Below are 17468 nucleotides of genomic sequence, written 5' to 3'. Positions count from 1 at the left end.
TTTTTTAAATATTTTGAGTTTATTATAAATAAAATTACTTTTTATTGCGATGTATATTTTTTGTAGTGTAATTTTTTAAGGAATTAACAACGTAATCCTTTAAGTTTGGTAATTAAGTATTTCTTAAATTTTTTAACATGAAAAAAATCTTATTGATAAGTGTTTTTGTTTTATCAGCATTTATTGGTTTTTCTCAAGCTCAAAACGTAGATGTAGTTACAAGTAGCCAAGGGGTGAAGCTACAGGTAGATGGAGAAGACTTTATAGTAAATGGAATGAATTGGGATTATTTCCCTAGAGGCACTAACTTCAGCTATAGTCTCTGGGAGCAGTCCGACGATATTATAAAAGCTGCACTTGATGCAGAGATGGGACTACTAAAAAATATGGGAGTGAATACAATTAGACTTTATACCGGTATTCAGCCCAAATGGATTAAATATATTTATGAGAACTATGGTATATATACCATGCTTAACCATTCTTTTGGTCGGTATGGGCTTACCATAGATGGGGTGTGGACGCCTGTTACAAAATATGATGATCCAGCTACCCAAGAATTGCTTCTTTCTGAAATAACTCAACTTGCAGAAGATTATAAAGATACACCTGGTTTATTACTGTTTCTTTTAGGAAATGAAAATAACTATGGTTTGTTCTGGGCAGGTGCTGCAACAGAAGATTTTCCTGATGAGGAAGATCAAATTAATGCTGTTGGAGAAAATCGCGGTAGACCAATGTATCGCTTGATGAATGAAGCTACAAAAAAAATAAAGTCTATAAGTGATTCAGTTCCTGTAGCAATTTGTAACGGTGATGTTCTTTTCCTTGATATTATTGCTGAAGAATGTCCCGATGTAGATATTTATGGAACTAATATGTACAGGGGAGAGTCATTCGGTGATGCTTTTCAAAAAGTTAAAGAAGTGTATGGTAAGCCTATCTTATTTACAGAATTTGGAGCCGATGCCTTTAATGCAATAGAGATGCAAGAAGACCAAAAGTCTCAGGCTTATTACATGGTTAATAATTGGAAAGACATTTACGCAAATGCTGCAGGTCTAGGACTTGCAGAAAACTCTATCGGAGGATTTACTTTTCAATTTAGTGATGGTTGGTGGAAATATGGCCAAACCGAGAATTTGGATGTTCATGATAGTAATGCGTCTTGGGCGAATGGAGGTTATGATAGGGATTTTGTTGAAGGTGAAAACAATATGAATGAAGAATGGTTTGGGGTTTGCGCTAAAGGTCCTACCAACGCAAGAGGTTTGTATGACTTATATCCCAGAGCGTCTTATTATGCCTTAAAGGAAGCCCATAAATTAGATCCTTACGCTGAAGGGGTCAATATAGAATTTGTCCTCAACTATTTTGATAACATATCCTTAATGGATGCAGTACTCAAAGCAAGAGGAGATAAAGCAGCTTTAGATGGCGGAGATTCAGAAAAGGTTGGAATCAGTAGACTAGCAGCACATTTATCAACTTTCTACACCGGGGGTAGCTTAATTACAACACCAGATAATCCAGATCCAAATTCAACCTCTTATCCAAATCAGCTTGGATTTGATCAAATGCAGTCATACTTTATAGGGGTTGGTGGTAAGCCTGCGGCTAATGTCATTTTTGATGTTCAATTTAATATTGTAGGTGATGTTGCAGAAAATCCAATCAACGAAATTTTTTACGAAAATAGAGCAAGACCGATAAGGGTGAATACTCCTGAAGGAGAAACGATTATTCAAGACAATAATAACTTACAAGTATATCAAGCAGAATTTGAATGGAATAATGATTTATTTGACTTAAGAGGGTTTTACAGAACCGGTCATTACCATTGGGGCTACGAAGGCGACATTTTTGGACTTTATCCGGAAGCGAACTATGGCCCCAATTTGGATATTTATGGTGGTATTATTTCAGGCATTGAAATCGACGCCAAAGGAGAACTCGAAGGTCTCAAAGCAGCTTTAGGCCCACAACTCTGGTGGGGCGCCAATCCTACCATGTTATTCAAGTATTCGAAAACCATTGCAAAGTGGGACATTACTGGTATCTACAACCGAGATGTGGAAACCGATATCGAGTTTGATGAAAATGGACGTCGAGTGCTGGATCAAAACCAGGTACGTAGTGGTGTGGTTCCTCCCTGGCCAATGGAAAGGGCTACACTCGCCTTTGAAAGAGATTTTGGCAAATTTGGATTGACCTTTGGTGGGATTTGGGCAGGACGGCCACTTAATGGAAGTACCTACCAAGATATAAATGATGCAGGTGAAGTTGTAGTGGACGTTGTAAATTCTGATGATAATTGGGGTGGTAAAGCCAAAATCACTTATGCTGGAGGTAAATTTAATTGGTATGCGCAAGGTGCCGTTATGGGCATTGTAGCTAATGGAAGTGCAGACCCTACGCTAACCTTTACTGGATGGAAATTAAAAGATACCGGAAGTGGTAACCAGTCAAACTTTTTATCCGGCTTCACTTATAATATTGGAAAATGGCAAATCGCTCCTAACTTTTTATGGCAAAAGCCTTTGGTAGACCCAATGCCGAATAATGGAGACGCTCCTGGCCGATTAAGAAATTTTATAGATGATCCCTTTGCAGTACGATGGAATCGTGAAACTACAGCAGGTGAAATTCTTTTTACATATGATCCAACTCCAGGAAGCTATATGTACAACTGGGACAATAACAAAGCAGAAGATGCAGAGTTTGCATTGAGTGCAGGTTTTGTATACAGGCATTTACCAACAACTATGGATGGGCATATTGGTTTCTTGGATACTCGGGAGTTTTTGACTTTTGCCAATTCAGTGCCAGCAGAAGATTTATGGGAAGCTCATGCTAGATTCGTCTCTCGTTTAAGCCCTGATTTGGGAATCGTTGGAACATTTTACTATGGAAATGGACAGGCCCAAGGAGATTCGGAACGACTAGTTACCGATCGTTTTGGTGCCAATTTGGACGTGAGATATAGAAAATACTGGATACAAGGTGATGTAAAAGTTAATGACTGGGGGCCTTACGATTACCATAGGGATTTCAACTTAACCTTCCCATTACAAACCATGATCGACTTATCTACAACCTTAGGCAAGCCAGAGTGGTTTATTCTCCCAACCACTCAAATAGGAATTAGAGGCATTTGGAGGTCATTAAATGAATTTTCCCCAAGATATTCACCAAATGCGACCCCTATTGGTTCTTTTGATACGGAGCCTCGAATAAGTCCAGTTGGATTTCCAGACGGTTCTGAATGGGAAATCATGACATACATTAGATTTAATATAGGTAAATAATACTCAAAATGATACATAACAAATATTTACAATTACTGGGACTAGTTATACTGTCTATAACGATGATAACAAGTTGTGAAAGAGATGTTTCTGATGACGCTGTATTAGCTACTTTTCCTACTAATGCGCAAGTGTTTAATGATGCCCCTGTAGGACTCACAGATGAGTTTTTTATATCTTTTGATCCAGCTGGTGGTGCAAATGTTAATGGTTTTGGCACAGATGATTCAGAGTCTTATGAGGGCACAACCTCCATAAGAATTGACGTCCCAGCTCCTAATGACCCAGATGGAGGTTTCATAGGTGGAATATTCAGAGATAGAGGAGAAGGAAGAAACTTAACGAGTTATGATGCTTTAACCTTTTGGGCTAAAGGCTCTACAACTGGAGTATTTGAAGCTGGCTTTGGTAGTGATTTTATAGAAGATAAATACAGAACAACCAATAGCAATTTACAATTATCAACAGATTGGAAAAAATACATTATCCCTATACCTGACCCTTCCAAATTAGTTCAGGAAAGAGGAATGTTTACGTTTTCTGCTGGAACACAAAGCACCAATGGGATGGGCTTTACGATTTGGATAGATGAAATTAAATTTGAAGACTTGGGGACTGTTGCTCAGCCTAGACCTAGAATAGAAAATGGTCAAACCACAATTGCTCAAACCTTTATAGGGGGGAATTTACAAGTAGGAGGCTTAACTCAAACTTTTAATACCACACAAGGGGATGTGACAACAAACATAACCCCGTATTATTTCGAATTTTCATCATCAAATGAAAGTGTAGCTACAGTTAATGAGCTCGGCAGAGTTGATGTCATAGGCTCGGGAACTGCTGAAATTACTGCCACATTAGGGGGTAATGAAGCAGCTGGCTCTTTGATTATTGAATCTTTAGGAGATTTTACGCCAGCTCCAGTGCCAGCAAGAGATCCAGAAAATGTAATTTCTGTCTTTAGTGACGCATACGATAACGTCCCTGTTGATTATTACAACGGCTTTTTTACTGGAGACGGTCAAACCACTCAAGGAGGTGATGGGCCAAACGGTGCAGATATTAATATAGAAGGTGACGGTATAATAAACTACACTTCTTTAAATTTTGTAGGTATAGGAACGTTCCTAAACGTGCCAACATTAGATATATCATCAATGTCACACTTGCATGTTGATATCAATGTCAATGAAGATATTGATCCTGGTGATTTTATTACACTTCAGTTGCTTAATGATGTCGGAGGAAATGAAACTTCAGGCTCAGTTACCCTAAATGCGGAGGAATTATCCACAGGTGAGTGGAGAAGTTTTGATATACCCTTGAGCGAGTTTTCTGGATTATCCAGTAGAGCCAAAATTGGATTGTTATTCTTTATATCTGACAATTCTATATCTGACATTTATGTTGATAATATCTATTATTACAAAGAGGTTGTCGACGCACAACCTAATGTAAACGATGAGGATGCTACACAGCTTCAATTACCACTTGGCTTTGAGTCAAATAATGTGAGTTATAACTTCACTAGCTTCGAGGGTGCCGATTCTGCTGTAGAAGCAAATCCTTCAGCTAGCGGTATTAATCCCACTTCCACTGTTGGTCGATATACCAAGGGCAATGGTGCTGCTTTTTTTGCTGGATCATTTTTGGATTTATCAACTCCTATTGATTTATCAAATAACCAAACCGTAAACATGAAAGTTTATTCACCTAAAGCTAACATTCCTGTAAGATTAGCTCTTGAAACAGCTGGTGGCGAAAATCAAATCTTTGTCGATACTAATACAACAACATCTAATGAATGGGAAGAACTTGAGTTTGATTTTAGTAGCGTTTATAATCCAGCTATAGACTATCAACGTGTTATTCTATTTTTTGAATTTATAGAGGGTACTCCGGGTGATGGGAGCACATATTATTTTGATGATATTCAAATAATTGATTAAAAAAAAGAAACGATGAAGAATAAAAGAATAATATTTCAGATACTAATCCTTGGCATTGGTTTAATCAGTTTTCAAGGCTGTGATCTGGACGAAAAACAAACCGTTACTACTCTCGATAATTTAGTTATGGGGGAAGAGTTTGAGGGTTCTGAGTTAGACTCCTCTTTATGGTCTTTTGAGCTTGGAGATGGTTCTGAAGAAGGTCTTCCAGGATGGGGAAATAACGAACTCCAAAACTATACCGACAGAGAAGAAAATTTAAAAGTAGAAAATGGTGTGTTAACCATAACGGCACGAGAAGAGTCTTTTGAAGGCTCAGGATATACTTCAGCACGTATAGTTACAAAAGCTAAATTTGAAAAGCAATACGGTCGTATAGAAGCACGTATGAAATTGCCATGGGGAACAGGTATATGGCCAGCGTTTTGGATGCTGGGTACAGATATAGATCAAGTAGGCTGGCCTCAGACTGGTGAAATTGACATTATGGAATACGACGGGAGTGAACCAACCGTAGTTCACGGTAGTGTTCATGGACCTGGCTATTCTGGTGGAAATGCTGTCACAAAAAGCTATGAATTTGAAAATGACAGATTGGACACAGATTTTCATACCTATGGAATAGAATGGGGTGAGGACTATATCAATTACTACGTAGATGATGTACTATACAATCAAATTACACCAGATAGCGAAGATTTGACTGGGGAATGGGTATTTAACAAGCCTTTTTATATCATCATTAATATGGCTGTCGGCGGATCTTTTGTCGGTCCACCAAATACTAACACTGTTTTTCCACAAACTTTGGAGGTGGATTATGTAAGAGTTTATGAGTAGTACACAAAGATTAAAAACACGATTATAAAAGCGGTAAACTGAAATCTTACCGCTTTTGTTTAATAAAGAGCTGAAATAAAGAAAACAAATAATTAACGGATGAACCAAGACAAGATTATTGACAATCAAACGTCTGAAACAAGTGAATTAAAACAAGTAAGATTGGAAGGTGAAAAATTTTTAAAGATCACTAATAATAATGCTATGAGGCCTTTTTTCATGAGTATTGTTAGTGATTCCAATCACTGGATGTTTATTTCTAGTAATGGAGGTTTAACGGCTGGAAGGCGAAATGCTGAATACTCTCTTTTTCCTTATTATACAGATGATAAAATTACTGAGTCTGCTCATTATACAGGAAGTAAAACAATTTTTAAAGTCCACTCAAACGATAAAATTGAATATTGGGAGCCCTTTTCAAATCGTTTCCTAGAGCAATACAAGATTACCAGAAATATCTACAAAAATATTTATGGTGACAAATTGCTTTTTGAAGAAATCAACCATAGTCTAGGCTTAAGATTTACATACAGATGGTCAACCAGTGATAAATTTGGATTTGTAAAAGAATCTCAATTACACAATGAAAATACATTCTCTTTAAAAGTTGAATTTTTAGATGGATTACAAAATATTTTACCAGCGGGTGTTGTTAGTGATTTACAAATCCAAAGCAGTAATCTAGTTGATGCGTATAAACGTAGTGAACTTGATAAAAAAACTGGTTTGGGGATCTTTGCACTTAGCGCAGTGCCTGTCGATAAAGCAGAACCTAGCGAAGCTTTGAAAGCAAATATTGCCTGGTCTTTAGATGTTGAAAACCCTACTTATTTGCTTTCATCATTACAACTAGAAAACTTTAGAACAGGTCAAAACATCACTGAAGAAACAGATGTAAAAGCTGAAAAAGGAGCCTTTTTCATCAATAAAACACTACATCTTGATGCAGAAGAAAGTCAATCATGGCATATTGTTGCAGATGTAAATTATAATCATGCTGCAGTAATAAAACTTCAACAGGAAATACAACAAGAAAACCTTTTAGAATTAATAGAAGAAGATATTAAGGCGGGGACTGAAAAGTTGATTCGACTTAATGCTGCTGCTGATGGACTTCAGCGTTCAAATGATAATTTGAGAGATATTCGTCACTATTCCAATACTATGTTTAATATCATGCGGGGTGGTATTTTTGATGACAATTATCAAATTGAACGTTGGGATTTTAAACAATATTTGAATAAGGCGAATAAGCCCCTTGCCAACAAATTCGAATCCAAAATCAATGAGTTACCAGACATTTTCTCTCTTTTTGATTTAAAAGCTTTAATCTTAAAACTAGACAATGAGGACTTTAGACGTCTCTCTATAGAATATTTACCGCTTAAATTTAGTCGCAGACATGGTGACCCAAGTAGACCATGGAATCAATTCTCAATTAACACTAAAGATGATGACGGCTCTAAGATCTTAGACTATGAAGGTAATTGGCGTGATATTTTTCAAAACTGGGAAAGCCTTTTGCATTCATACCCAGAGTTTATTGATAGTATGATTTATAAATTTTTAAACGCTACGACTTTTGATGGTTACAATCCGTATCGCGTTACCAAAGATGGGTTCGATTGGGAGACCATTGAGCCAGACGACCCTTGGTCATATATTGGATACTGGGGTGATCACCAGATCATTTATCTGCTGAAGTTTTTAGAGTTTTATGAAGATTATAAGCCAAATAGTCTAGCTGAACTATTTAATAAATCTGAATTTGTCTATGCCAACGTTCCTTATAAAATAAAATCTTATCAAGACATTTTAGATGACCCAAAAGACACTATAGAATTTGACCATGAAGCTGATGCTAAAATCAGAAAAAAACGTCACAAAATCGGTGCAGATGGAGCCTTGCTTGAAGATAAAAAGGGAGAAATCATTCACGTTAATTTCATTGAAAAAATACTAGCTACAACTTTAGCTAAACTATCTAACTTTATTCCTGAAGCGGGTATATGGATGAATACGCAAAGACCAGAATGGAACGATGCTAACAATGCCTTAGTGGGCAACGGTGTTTCCATGGTCACCTTATCTTATTTAAGACGTTTCTTAGCCTTTTTTGAATCTGTTTTTGAAAAGGTTGATGCTTCAGAAAACTTTGAGGTTTCAGAAGAATTGGCTGAGATGTTTGATAAAATGCAAACGTCTTTCAATAAGTATCAAGATATAACTGAAAGGAAATTTACAGATGTTCAGCGTAAAGAAATGTTAGATGAACTAGGCGAAGCTGCTATTATTTACAGAACCGGAGTTTACAAGTCAGGTTTCTCAGGAAGCAAAACTGAAGTTTCTGCTGGAAAGATTAATGATTTTATTAAAACCAGTTTAGTTTATCTCGAACATACTATTGAAGTAAATAAACGCACAGATAACTTATATCATGCGTATAATTTAATGACGGTAAATAAAGATGAGGTGTCTATCGATTACCTTTCTGAAATGCTCGAAGGGCAAGTAGCGGTTTTAAGCTCCGGGTATTTAAACTCAGACGAAGCTTTAAAGTTACTTGATGCCTTAAAACAAAGTGCTTTATTCAGACCAGATCAGTACAGTTACTTGCTGTATCCAAATAAAGAATTGAAAGGATTCTTGGATCGTAATAATGTTCCTGAAGCTTCTGTAAAATCATCTCAATTACTTCAAAAAATGATTGAAGAGGGAAGTAAAAAAATTATTGAAAAAGATGCTGAAGGAAATTATCATTTCAATGCCAATTTCAATAACGCTAAAAAACTGAAACAAGCTTTAAACTCACTTGAAGATGAGGCATATTCAACTTTAGCTGAAAAGGAACACGGTGATATTTTGAAGATCTATGAAGAAGTATTCAATCACAAATCTTTTACTGGGCGTTCAGGAACATTCTATGGATACGAAGGTTTAGGATCTATTTATTGGCACATGGTTTCTAAACTTCAATTATCAGTTTTGGAAACCTGTACTCAGGCCATAACTTCCGGGAACTCTGCCGAAGTTGTGGGTCGCTTATTGGAACATTATTATGAAATTAATGAAGGTATTGGTGTTCATAAATCACCAAAACTTTACGGTGCATTTCCAACCGATCCTTATTCACATACACCACAGGGGAAAGGAGCGCAACAGCCAGGTATGACTGGTCAGGTAAAAGAAGATATCCTGAGCCGATTCGGCGAATTGGGCGTAAGCATTAAAAAAGGAAGACTTCAGTTCAGGCCAGATTTATTGAGAAAAACTGAATTTCTAGACGAGGAACATATCTTTAGATACGTGGATCTTAGAAACAAAAAACATCAACATCAATTAAAGCAAAATTCTTTAGGATTCACTTACTGCCAAGTGCCAGTTATCTATTCTATCTCAACCCAGAGTAAAATTGAAGTCGAATTTTATGGAGCTGATTCAGAGATAATTGAAGGATTGCAGTTACCACGAAAAATAAGTCAGGATGTCTTTGATCGATCTGGAAAAATTAAAATGATTCATGTTCAGGTTAAAGAGTCTATTTTAAAATAATATACAATGAAGCCATTTGTACATTTCTTTCTAATAATGAGTTTAGTCTTATTGGCTTCATGTCAACAATCTAAAAAAGAGCAAAATTTAATGCAAACTAAACGCAACTTAACCGCAAAGGAAATTCTGAGTAAACCAGATTATTTAGCAATTTCATATGGTGGCTATCGTGAGAAAACGCGCGATTCCCAGCCTTCAATTACTCAGTTGAAGCAGGATCTGAAAATCCTTCACGCTATGGATATTCGTGTATTACGAACTTATAATGTGCGTTTGCCACATGCTGCTAATATTCTTAAAGCTATTAGAGAACTTAAAGAGGCAGATGCCGATTTTGAAATGTATGTTATGCTTGGTGCTTGGATAGACTGCAAAAATGCTTGGACAGAACTACCGCTTAATCACAATGAAGAAAGTGTGCACAATGCTGCCGAAATTGAACGTGCAATCGAACTAGCAAATTTATATCCAGAGATTGTTAAGATAATTGCAGTAGGAAATGAGGCTATGGTGAAATGGGCAACGGCATATTTTGTTCAGCCCCACATTATTTTAAAGTGGGTAAAATACCTACAGGAAGTAAAAAAAGAAGGAAGATTAGATAAAGATGTTTGGATTACAAGTTCAGATAATTTTGCGTCTTGGGGTGGTGGAGAAAGTGAATACCATACTCTAGAGCTTGAAGAACTTGTAAAAAGCGTAGATTATTTATCTATTCATACCTACCCAATGCACGATACGCATTATAATCCCGTGTTTTGGGGCGTACTGCATAAAGAAAAAGGTTTAAGCAATACTGAAAAAATTGATAAAGCCATGAATAGAGCGCTTAGTTATGCAGTTTCGCAGTACGATAGCGTAGCCAGTTATATCAAAACATTAGGCGTTAAAAAACCTATTCATATTGGTGAAACAGGTTGGGCAAGTTTTTCTGACAGGCATTATGGTCCTGAAGGAGCTAGAGCTACAGATGAGTACAAGCAAGCTTTGTATTACCATAAAATGAGAGAATGGACCACCCAGAATAAGATAAAATGTTTCTATTTTGAAGCTTTCGATGAGCCCTGGAAAGATGCCCAGTATCCGAATGGTTCTGAAAACTTTTTCGGATTATTCACGGTAGATGGTAAAGCCAAATATGCTTTGTGGGATGCTGTGGATAATGGAATATTTAAGGGTTTAAAACGCGGTAAAAATAAAATCACAAAAACCTACGAGGGTAAAATAACAGACCTTCTACTGGATGTACAAATGCCTCCAGTTAAAAATGAAATAATGGTAAATCATTAAGTCAATCATGAAAAACTGCAGTTATGAAAAATCTAAAATTTCTATTCTTAAACCTGATAGCTCTTATGTTGGTTAGTTCTTGTGTTGAAAAAGAAACATCTCTTAAAGTTGAAGTTGTTGAAACCTCTAGAAGTGGAAATAAGCTTTCTGAAATTGATGCTTTTAGCAATGCAGAACCTACTTCTAAAATTAGGTTAAATCCTAAAACAACTTTTCAAACCTTTACTGGATTTGGAGGTTCTTTTACTGAATCTTCCGCCTATTTATTAAACCAATTAGGCTCCGAAAATCGCAAAAAAGTTATCGATGCGTATTTCGCTGATAGTGGAGCAAGATATTCTCTCACGAGGACACATATGAATTCAAGTGATTTTTCTCTGGGGCAATATTCTTATGCACCAGTTGAAGGCGATACTTTATTAAAAAATTTCAGTATTGAGGAAGACAGAGATGATATTATCCCTATGATCAAAGATGCTATGGCAGCTTCTTCAGAAGGGTTTAATATTATATCATCGCCCTGGACAGCGCCGCCCTGGATGAAAACAAATAACGAATGGGTTGGTGGAGAATTAAAACCAGAATATTATGACACCTGGGCATTGTTCTTCTCTAAATACGCAGATGCTTATAAAGCCGAAGGTATAGATATTTGGGGGTTTACTGTTGAAAATGAACCTCACGGAAACGGTAACAACTGGGAAAGTATGCACTATACTCCAGAGCAAATGACTGAATTTGTAAGAGAACATCTCGGCCCACAATTGGAGAAAGATGGTAAAGGAGATTTGAAAATTCTAGGTTACGATCAAAACAGGGCTGGAATCAAAGAATGGGTAGATGTGATGTATAAAAATGAAGCCAATGCTAAATATTATGATGGTACAGCAATACATTGGTATGAAAGTACATTTAGAGTTTTTCCAGAAGCCCTACAATATGCTCACGAAAAAGCACCAGATAAGTACTTGATTCAAACTGAAGCTTGTGTGGACGCAGAAGTTCCTAAATGGCAAGATGACGATTGGTACTGGCAAAAAGAAGCTACCGATTGGGGTTGGGACTGGGCTCCAGAAGATCAAAAGCATTTGCATCCAAAATACCGTCCCGTTTACAGATACGCCAGAGATATCATAGGATGTATGAACAACTGGGTAGACGGTTGGGTAGACTGGAATATGGTTCTGGATCGTCAAGGCGGGCCAAACTGGTTTGAAAACTGGTGTGTAGCTCCTGTAATTGTAGATCCAGACCAGGATGAAGTTTACTTTACGCCTCTTTATTATACCATGGCGCATTTCAGTAAATTTATAAGACCAGGTGCAAAACGCATTGATTTTGAATCCAACAATAAAGATTTGCAAGTAAGTGCAGCAACCAATCCTGATGGTAGTCATGTTGTTATTGTGTTTAACCCTTCAGAAGAAGAAAAAGTATTTGATCTAGAACTGGACGATGTTTCTAAAAGGATTTCAATTAGCCCGCAGGCTATTCAAACGATAACTCTCATTGACTAACTCTTTTTTGTATGTCTGAAATAAAAACTCCAGAAAAGGATAAAGTGCCAGTAGGTCAGAAGGCTGCTTTTGGAGCAGGTCATTTTGTTTTAAACCTTTTACCAGGAGTCTTGGGAGTTTACTTGCAGGTATTTATCCTTACAGCTTTTGGCATGGACCCAGTGTGGGCAGGGCTTTTAGGTGGTTTGCCAAGAATCTTCGACGCCCTTACAGATCCCATCATGGGTTTTATTTCTGATAATACAAAATCAAGATATGGAAGACGACGGCCTTATATTTTTACAGGAGCGATTATAAGTGGAATATTATTCATCTTAATGTGGCAATTGGATGAAAATGCATCTATGACCTATAATTTTTGGTATGTGATGATTTTGCAAATTTTATTTCTTGTTGGGAATACTATGTTTGCGACACCTCTTGTAGGTCTTGGTTACGAAATGTCTCCAGATTATAATGAAAGAACTCGCTTGATGAGTCTTGCTAACTCCATGGGACAAATTGCATGGATTATAGTGCCTTGGCTTTATGTGATTATTCCAGATGTCAACACCTTTGATAATCCAGCAGAGGGCGTTAGAACCATGGCCTTTATAGTAGGTGGAGTCTGTATAGTTTTTGGAATATTACCAGCTCTGTTCTGTAAGGGGATAGATGTTGGTGAAATGGAAGACAGGGAGAAGATTAATTTTAAAACATTAGGCTCAAACTTGAGAGAGTTGTTTAAAGGAATTGTTCAAGTATCCAAGAACAAGCCTTTTATGAAGCTCTGTGGGGCTACTTTCTTAGTGTTTAACGGTTTTCAACTGGTAGCGGCTTTTTCAGTGTTCATTATTGTGTTTTATATGTATGAAGGTAGCTGGGAAGTAGCAGGAACATGGCCAGCTTGGTTCAATTCACTTAATGCGGTGATTACTGCTTTGATTGTTATTCCGATTGTTTCTAAAATGGCTACAAAAATTGGAAAACGAAAAGCCTTTTTGATTGCTACTTTCTTATCTATCATAGGATATATCCTAAAATGGTGGGGTTTTGATGTTGAATTGAATGAGCAATTCAATCAAACCTCTGTAGGGGAAGGGTTGACAAATGCATTAGGTTCTGTTTTTAATTTTCTTAATCCACATCTAGAAAGCATTGGAGCGACTTGGTTTACAATCGACGTTGATAATGGTGTGCCTTGGCTGATTTTCTTACCTATCCCATTTTTTGCCTTTGGAATGGGCGGTCTATTTACGCTTATGATGTCTATGACAGCCGATGTCTGTGACTTAGATGAACTTGAAAACGGATTGCCGAGAAAGGAAGGTACTTTCGGTGCCATCTATTGGTGGATGGTAAAAGTAGGTCAGGCTTTAGCTATTATATTAAGTGGTGTTATTCTTAAAATTGTAGGGTTTGATCAAAATATTACAGATCAAACTGTTGAGACAATGACAAATCTAAGAATTGCAGATATTATTGTACCTGCATCAACTGCTGCATTAGCCTTTATTGTAATGTGGCGCTATGATCTTGATGAAAAACGCGTCAGAGAGATAGGGGCTGCACTTAAGAAAAGGAAAGCCTTGCCAAAAAGAACAAGTTCTTCTTACTATGGTCAAAATCTTCTTTCTTTGATTTCCTCTAAAATCACTCCAGACGTTAAGTATGATATTGATTTTTCATCAAAATCAATGGGTGACATTAAGACTCTTTTCTCGACTACTCTAAACAGAGGTATGCATGGATTATGTTTTAGTCCTTACACAGATAAGCAGGATATAGACGATATTCTTTCTGAAGAACAAATCAGAAGACGCGTTGAAATCATAAAACCTTACACTAACTGGTTAAGGTCGTTTTCATGTACCGGTGGAAACGAACACATGCCGAAGATTGCTAAGCAAAACAACCTAAAAACTATGGTTGGAGCTTGGATAAGTGATGATAAAGCTCAGAACAGAAAAGAAATAAATCAACTTATAAAGTTGGGCAAAGCTGGTCAAGTGGATATTGCTGTGGTTGGAAATGAAGTACTACTTCGAGAAGAACTTATAGAAGAAGAGCTTTTGAGTTACATCCAAGAGGTTAAAACAGCATTGCCAAATATACCAGTGGGATATGTTGATGCTTATTCTATGTTCAATGACCGTCCATCACTCATAGAAGTATGTGATGTAATCTTAATTAACTGTTATCCCTTCTGGGAAGGTGCAGATATTGAAATTTCAACGGCCTATTTACGTGAGATGTATTCCTTAATTAAAGCTAAAGCGAAAGATAAGCCTGTGATGATTGCTGAAACAGGTTGGCCAAATCAAGGCGAAAACACCGGAAAAGCAATACCTACAGAACTTAATGCAATGAAATATTTCATAAATGTGAATAATTGGGCACAGAAGGAAAATATTAAACTATTTTATTTCTCTTCCTTTGATGAATCCTGGAAAACACGTCATGAAGGAGACGTTGGTCAACGGTGGGGAATATGGGATAAAAATGAAAAATTAAAATATAATTAAATCATGTCATATAGAAAAGAACAACAAATAACCGATCAACAAGAACAATTTTTAGCTTCTATAGAAAACACAGATTTCGTAACAGATGTTCCACCTGAAAAACTCCATGATGTATTCAATACCATCATGAAAGATGGTTTTCATGGGATTTGTTTTAGTATGTATGAAGATGGCCAAGAGCCAGGTGACAACATTACCGAAGAACAAGTGAGAAGACGAATGTCAATCCTGGAACCACATATCAAATGGGTGCGTTCGTTCTCTTGCATTGAAGGCAATGAATTTGTGCCCAAAGTCGCCAAAGAATTGGGGATTAAAACCTTAGTAGGTACATGGATTAGCGATGATAAAGAAAAAAACAGAGAAGAATTAGATGCGTTAATTGAAATGGCAAATAATGGTCTTGTCGATATTGCTGCTGTTGGTAATGAAGTTTTATATAGGGATGATATTCCGCTAGAAGAATTAAAGGAACATATACAGGAAGTAAAAGATTCCATCCCTTCACATATCCCTGTTGGTTATGTAGATGCGTATTACGAGTTTACGGTGCATCCAGATTTAACCGAAATGTGTGATGTCATTTTATCGAACTGCTATCCGTTCTGGGAGAAATGCCATCATGATTACTCCCTAACGCATATGCAACAAATGTATGGACAAGCACTGAATGCTGGAAGAGGAAAAAAAGTAATTATCACCGAAACCGGCTGGCCAAGTAAAGGGGAAAACCTAGGTGGTGCAGAGCCATCTTATGAAAATGCGCTTAAGTATTTCATAAACACACAGTTATGGTGTAAAAAAGCAGGTATTGAAAGTTTCTATTTCTCCTCTTTTGATGAGTCCTGGAAAGTTGGCGCTGAAGGCGTCGTTGGAGCCTACTGGGGTCTTTGGGATAAAGATGAAAAGCTTAAATATTAAAAAATTAACAATTATTTCTATACATTAACAATACATTGATTGAAAATATCCTTCTTGGACGCCTAAATCTATCAAAATGTTAGAATAAATAAGTGTATTAGTTTTGTAGTGTTCACATTATCAGTAATTTATTTTTTTATGTCTATATTTAGTAAACAATAAATTTATATTAACTAAAATTAAAGTATGATGAAAAAAATTACTCTTTTATTAATAATGTTGCTTATGGTGACATTTGGGTTTTCCCAAGAACTTGTGACTAATGGGGATTTTGAATCTGCTCCAAGTGGTGCTTGGTACGGTAATGCTTTTAATATTGTTGCTCAGGGTACTAATAACGTTAATCAAGCTGAGGTTGAAAATGCTTCACCAACTCAGCCCTTTTTAACAAACTTGAGTCAAGAAATAATATTAGAAAGTGGAAAAACTTATGAAATGTCTTTTGATGCTTTTACGGATGCAATAACTTCATCTAGGACTATAATAGTAGGTTTAGGTCAGGCTGGAGATCCCTTCAATGCTTTGACAGAGCAGCCTACGCTAACAGCGACCTCTCAAACGTTTACTTACCAGTTCACAGTTAATTATGGGGATGGTGTAGCAGATCGAGTTCTGTTTGATATGGCGGCTGAAACAGGATTTGTGTTTTTAGATAATGTTTCAGTTATAGAAGTCCAAACGACTTGTGATAATGGTGTACAGGATGGAGATGAGACAGGAGTAGATTGTGGTGGTTCTTGTGCTCCATGTACGAATCCTCCATCAGGACCTCCAACAACACCACCTAACAGAAATGCTTCAGATGTAGTTTCTGTTTATAGTAATGCTTATACTCAAGCTCCAACTGATGGTTTCCAAACTTTTGGTGATGCTGTGGTTACAGAGATTGACTTTTCTCCAAATACTATTTTAAAAGTAACTACTCCAGATAATGGCTCAGGTTTACAATATCAATACTTTGGTGTTACTCCTCAGTTTTTAGATTTATCTGCTATGTCAAATATGCATGTGGATTTTTACTTTGAAGGTAATCCAACGGCAGAAGGAACTGTTTTATTAGTGATAGCACAATATTCAGATGGAACTAACATTCAGAAGAATTTTGATGTTACATCATTAGCTTCAGATACGTGGCATGAAATGGATGTGGCTTTTGCTGATTTCGATTTAAATTCTACAAACCCAAGAGATGCGATACAACAAGTGATAGTTCAAGTAGCAGGAGATGACGGTTCAGCTACAGGTCCATTTTATGTGGATAACTTATATTTCCATAATAATACAACTTTAAGCAACAATAAATTTACTCAAGCTGAATTTAAAGTTTATCCAAATCCTTCTAAAGATGACTGGAATATTAGAACAACTGAAAACATTAAAAATGTTCAGGTTTATAATATCACAGGTCGTTTAGTAAGAGATTTACAGGTAAATGGTTCGGAAGCTGTGATAAACACAAACGGTTTGTCTAGCGGAGTTTACTTAGCTAAAGTTTCGAATGATTTAGATCAGACGAAAACTATTAAATTAATAAAAGAATAAATTTATAAACTTATTTAATTAGCGTATGTTTGATATAATCAAGCA

General features: G+C 36.6%; 9 protein-coding genes. All 9 read left to right on the top strand.

Annotation, left to right across the window (positions count from 1 at the left end; translation table 11 throughout):
- Positions 1-137: 137 nt before the first annotated feature.
- On the top strand, positions 138-3308 hold the full coding sequence (locus ACFQ0R_RS03035; protein WP_379656899.1) for a glycosidase: 3171 nt from the start codon (positions 138-140) through the stop codon (positions 3306-3308).
- An 8-nt stretch (positions 3309-3316) separates the two neighbouring features.
- Positions 3317-5257, top strand: a complete 1941-nt coding sequence (locus ACFQ0R_RS03030; protein ID WP_379656898.1) for an Ig-like domain-containing protein — start codon at positions 3317-3319, stop codon at positions 5255-5257.
- A gap of 12 nt (positions 5258-5269) precedes the next feature.
- Positions 5270-6097: a glycoside hydrolase family 16 protein gene (locus tag ACFQ0R_RS03025; RefSeq protein ID WP_379656897.1), complete on the top strand. Its 828-nt coding sequence runs from the start codon at positions 5270-5272 to the stop codon at positions 6095-6097.
- A 99-nt stretch (positions 6098-6196) separates the two neighbouring features.
- Positions 6197-9649: a hypothetical protein gene (locus tag ACFQ0R_RS03020; RefSeq protein ID WP_379656896.1), complete on the top strand. Its 3453-nt coding sequence runs from the start codon at positions 6197-6199 to the stop codon at positions 9647-9649.
- 6 nt (positions 9650-9655) lie between these two features.
- Positions 9656-10939, top strand: coding sequence for a glycosyl hydrolase family 17 (locus ACFQ0R_RS03015; RefSeq protein ID WP_379656895.1), 1284 nt, complete (start codon positions 9656-9658; stop codon positions 10937-10939).
- 23 nt (positions 10940-10962) lie between these two features.
- Positions 10963-12456, top strand: coding sequence for a glycoside hydrolase family 30 protein (locus ACFQ0R_RS03010; RefSeq protein ID WP_379656894.1), 1494 nt, complete (start codon positions 10963-10965; stop codon positions 12454-12456).
- Between the two features lie 11 nt (positions 12457-12467).
- Complete coding sequence (locus ACFQ0R_RS03005; protein WP_379656893.1) at positions 12468-14960, top strand: MFS transporter; 2493 nt, start codon at positions 12468-12470, stop codon at positions 14958-14960.
- 3 nt (positions 14961-14963) lie between these two features.
- On the top strand, positions 14964-15881 hold the full coding sequence (locus ACFQ0R_RS03000; protein WP_379656892.1) for a glycoside hydrolase family 17 protein: 918 nt from the start codon (positions 14964-14966) through the stop codon (positions 15879-15881).
- 186 nt (positions 15882-16067) lie between these two features.
- Positions 16068-17423 carry a T9SS type A sorting domain-containing protein gene (locus tag ACFQ0R_RS02995; RefSeq protein ID WP_379656891.1) on the top strand — a complete coding sequence of 452 codons (1356 nt, stop codon included), beginning with the start codon at positions 16068-16070 and terminating at the stop codon, positions 17421-17423.
- The last annotated feature ends 45 nt before the right edge of the window (positions 17424-17468 follow it).

It is taken from the genome of Psychroflexus salinarum (assembly GCF_042677225.1).
Lineage (GTDB): Bacteria > Bacteroidota > Bacteroidia > Flavobacteriales > Flavobacteriaceae > Psychroflexus > Psychroflexus salinarum.
Note: the sequence above shows the minus strand (reverse complement) of the source record. Positions and strands in the feature narration are given on the sequence as shown.

Bases quoted from the DNA above. Each gene is read 5' to 3' on its own strand.
- ACFQ0R_RS02995 (WP_379656891.1), top strand. From the start codon at position 16,068: ATGATGAAAAAAATTACTCTTTTATTAATAATGTTGCTTATGGTGACA.
- ACFQ0R_RS03020 (WP_379656896.1), top strand. From the start codon at position 6,197: ATGAACCAAGACAAGATTATTGACAATCAAACGTCTGAAACAAGTGAA.
- ACFQ0R_RS03035 (WP_379656899.1), top strand. From the start codon at position 138: ATGAAAAAAATCTTATTGATAAGTGTTTTTGTTTTATCAGCATTTATT.
- ACFQ0R_RS03025 (WP_379656897.1), top strand. From the start codon at position 5,270: ATGAAGAATAAAAGAATAATATTTCAGATACTAATCCTTGGCATTGGT.
- ACFQ0R_RS03030 (WP_379656898.1), top strand. From the start codon at position 3,317: ATGATACATAACAAATATTTACAATTACTGGGACTAGTTATACTGTCT.
- ACFQ0R_RS03005 (WP_379656893.1), top strand. From the start codon at position 12,468: ATGTCTGAAATAAAAACTCCAGAAAAGGATAAAGTGCCAGTAGGTCAG.
- ACFQ0R_RS03000 (WP_379656892.1), top strand. From the start codon at position 14,964: ATGTCATATAGAAAAGAACAACAAATAACCGATCAACAAGAACAATTT.
- ACFQ0R_RS03015 (WP_379656895.1), top strand. From the start codon at position 9,656: ATGAAGCCATTTGTACATTTCTTTCTAATAATGAGTTTAGTCTTATTG.
- ACFQ0R_RS03010 (WP_379656894.1), top strand. From the start codon at position 10,963: ATGAAAAATCTAAAATTTCTATTCTTAAACCTGATAGCTCTTATGTTG.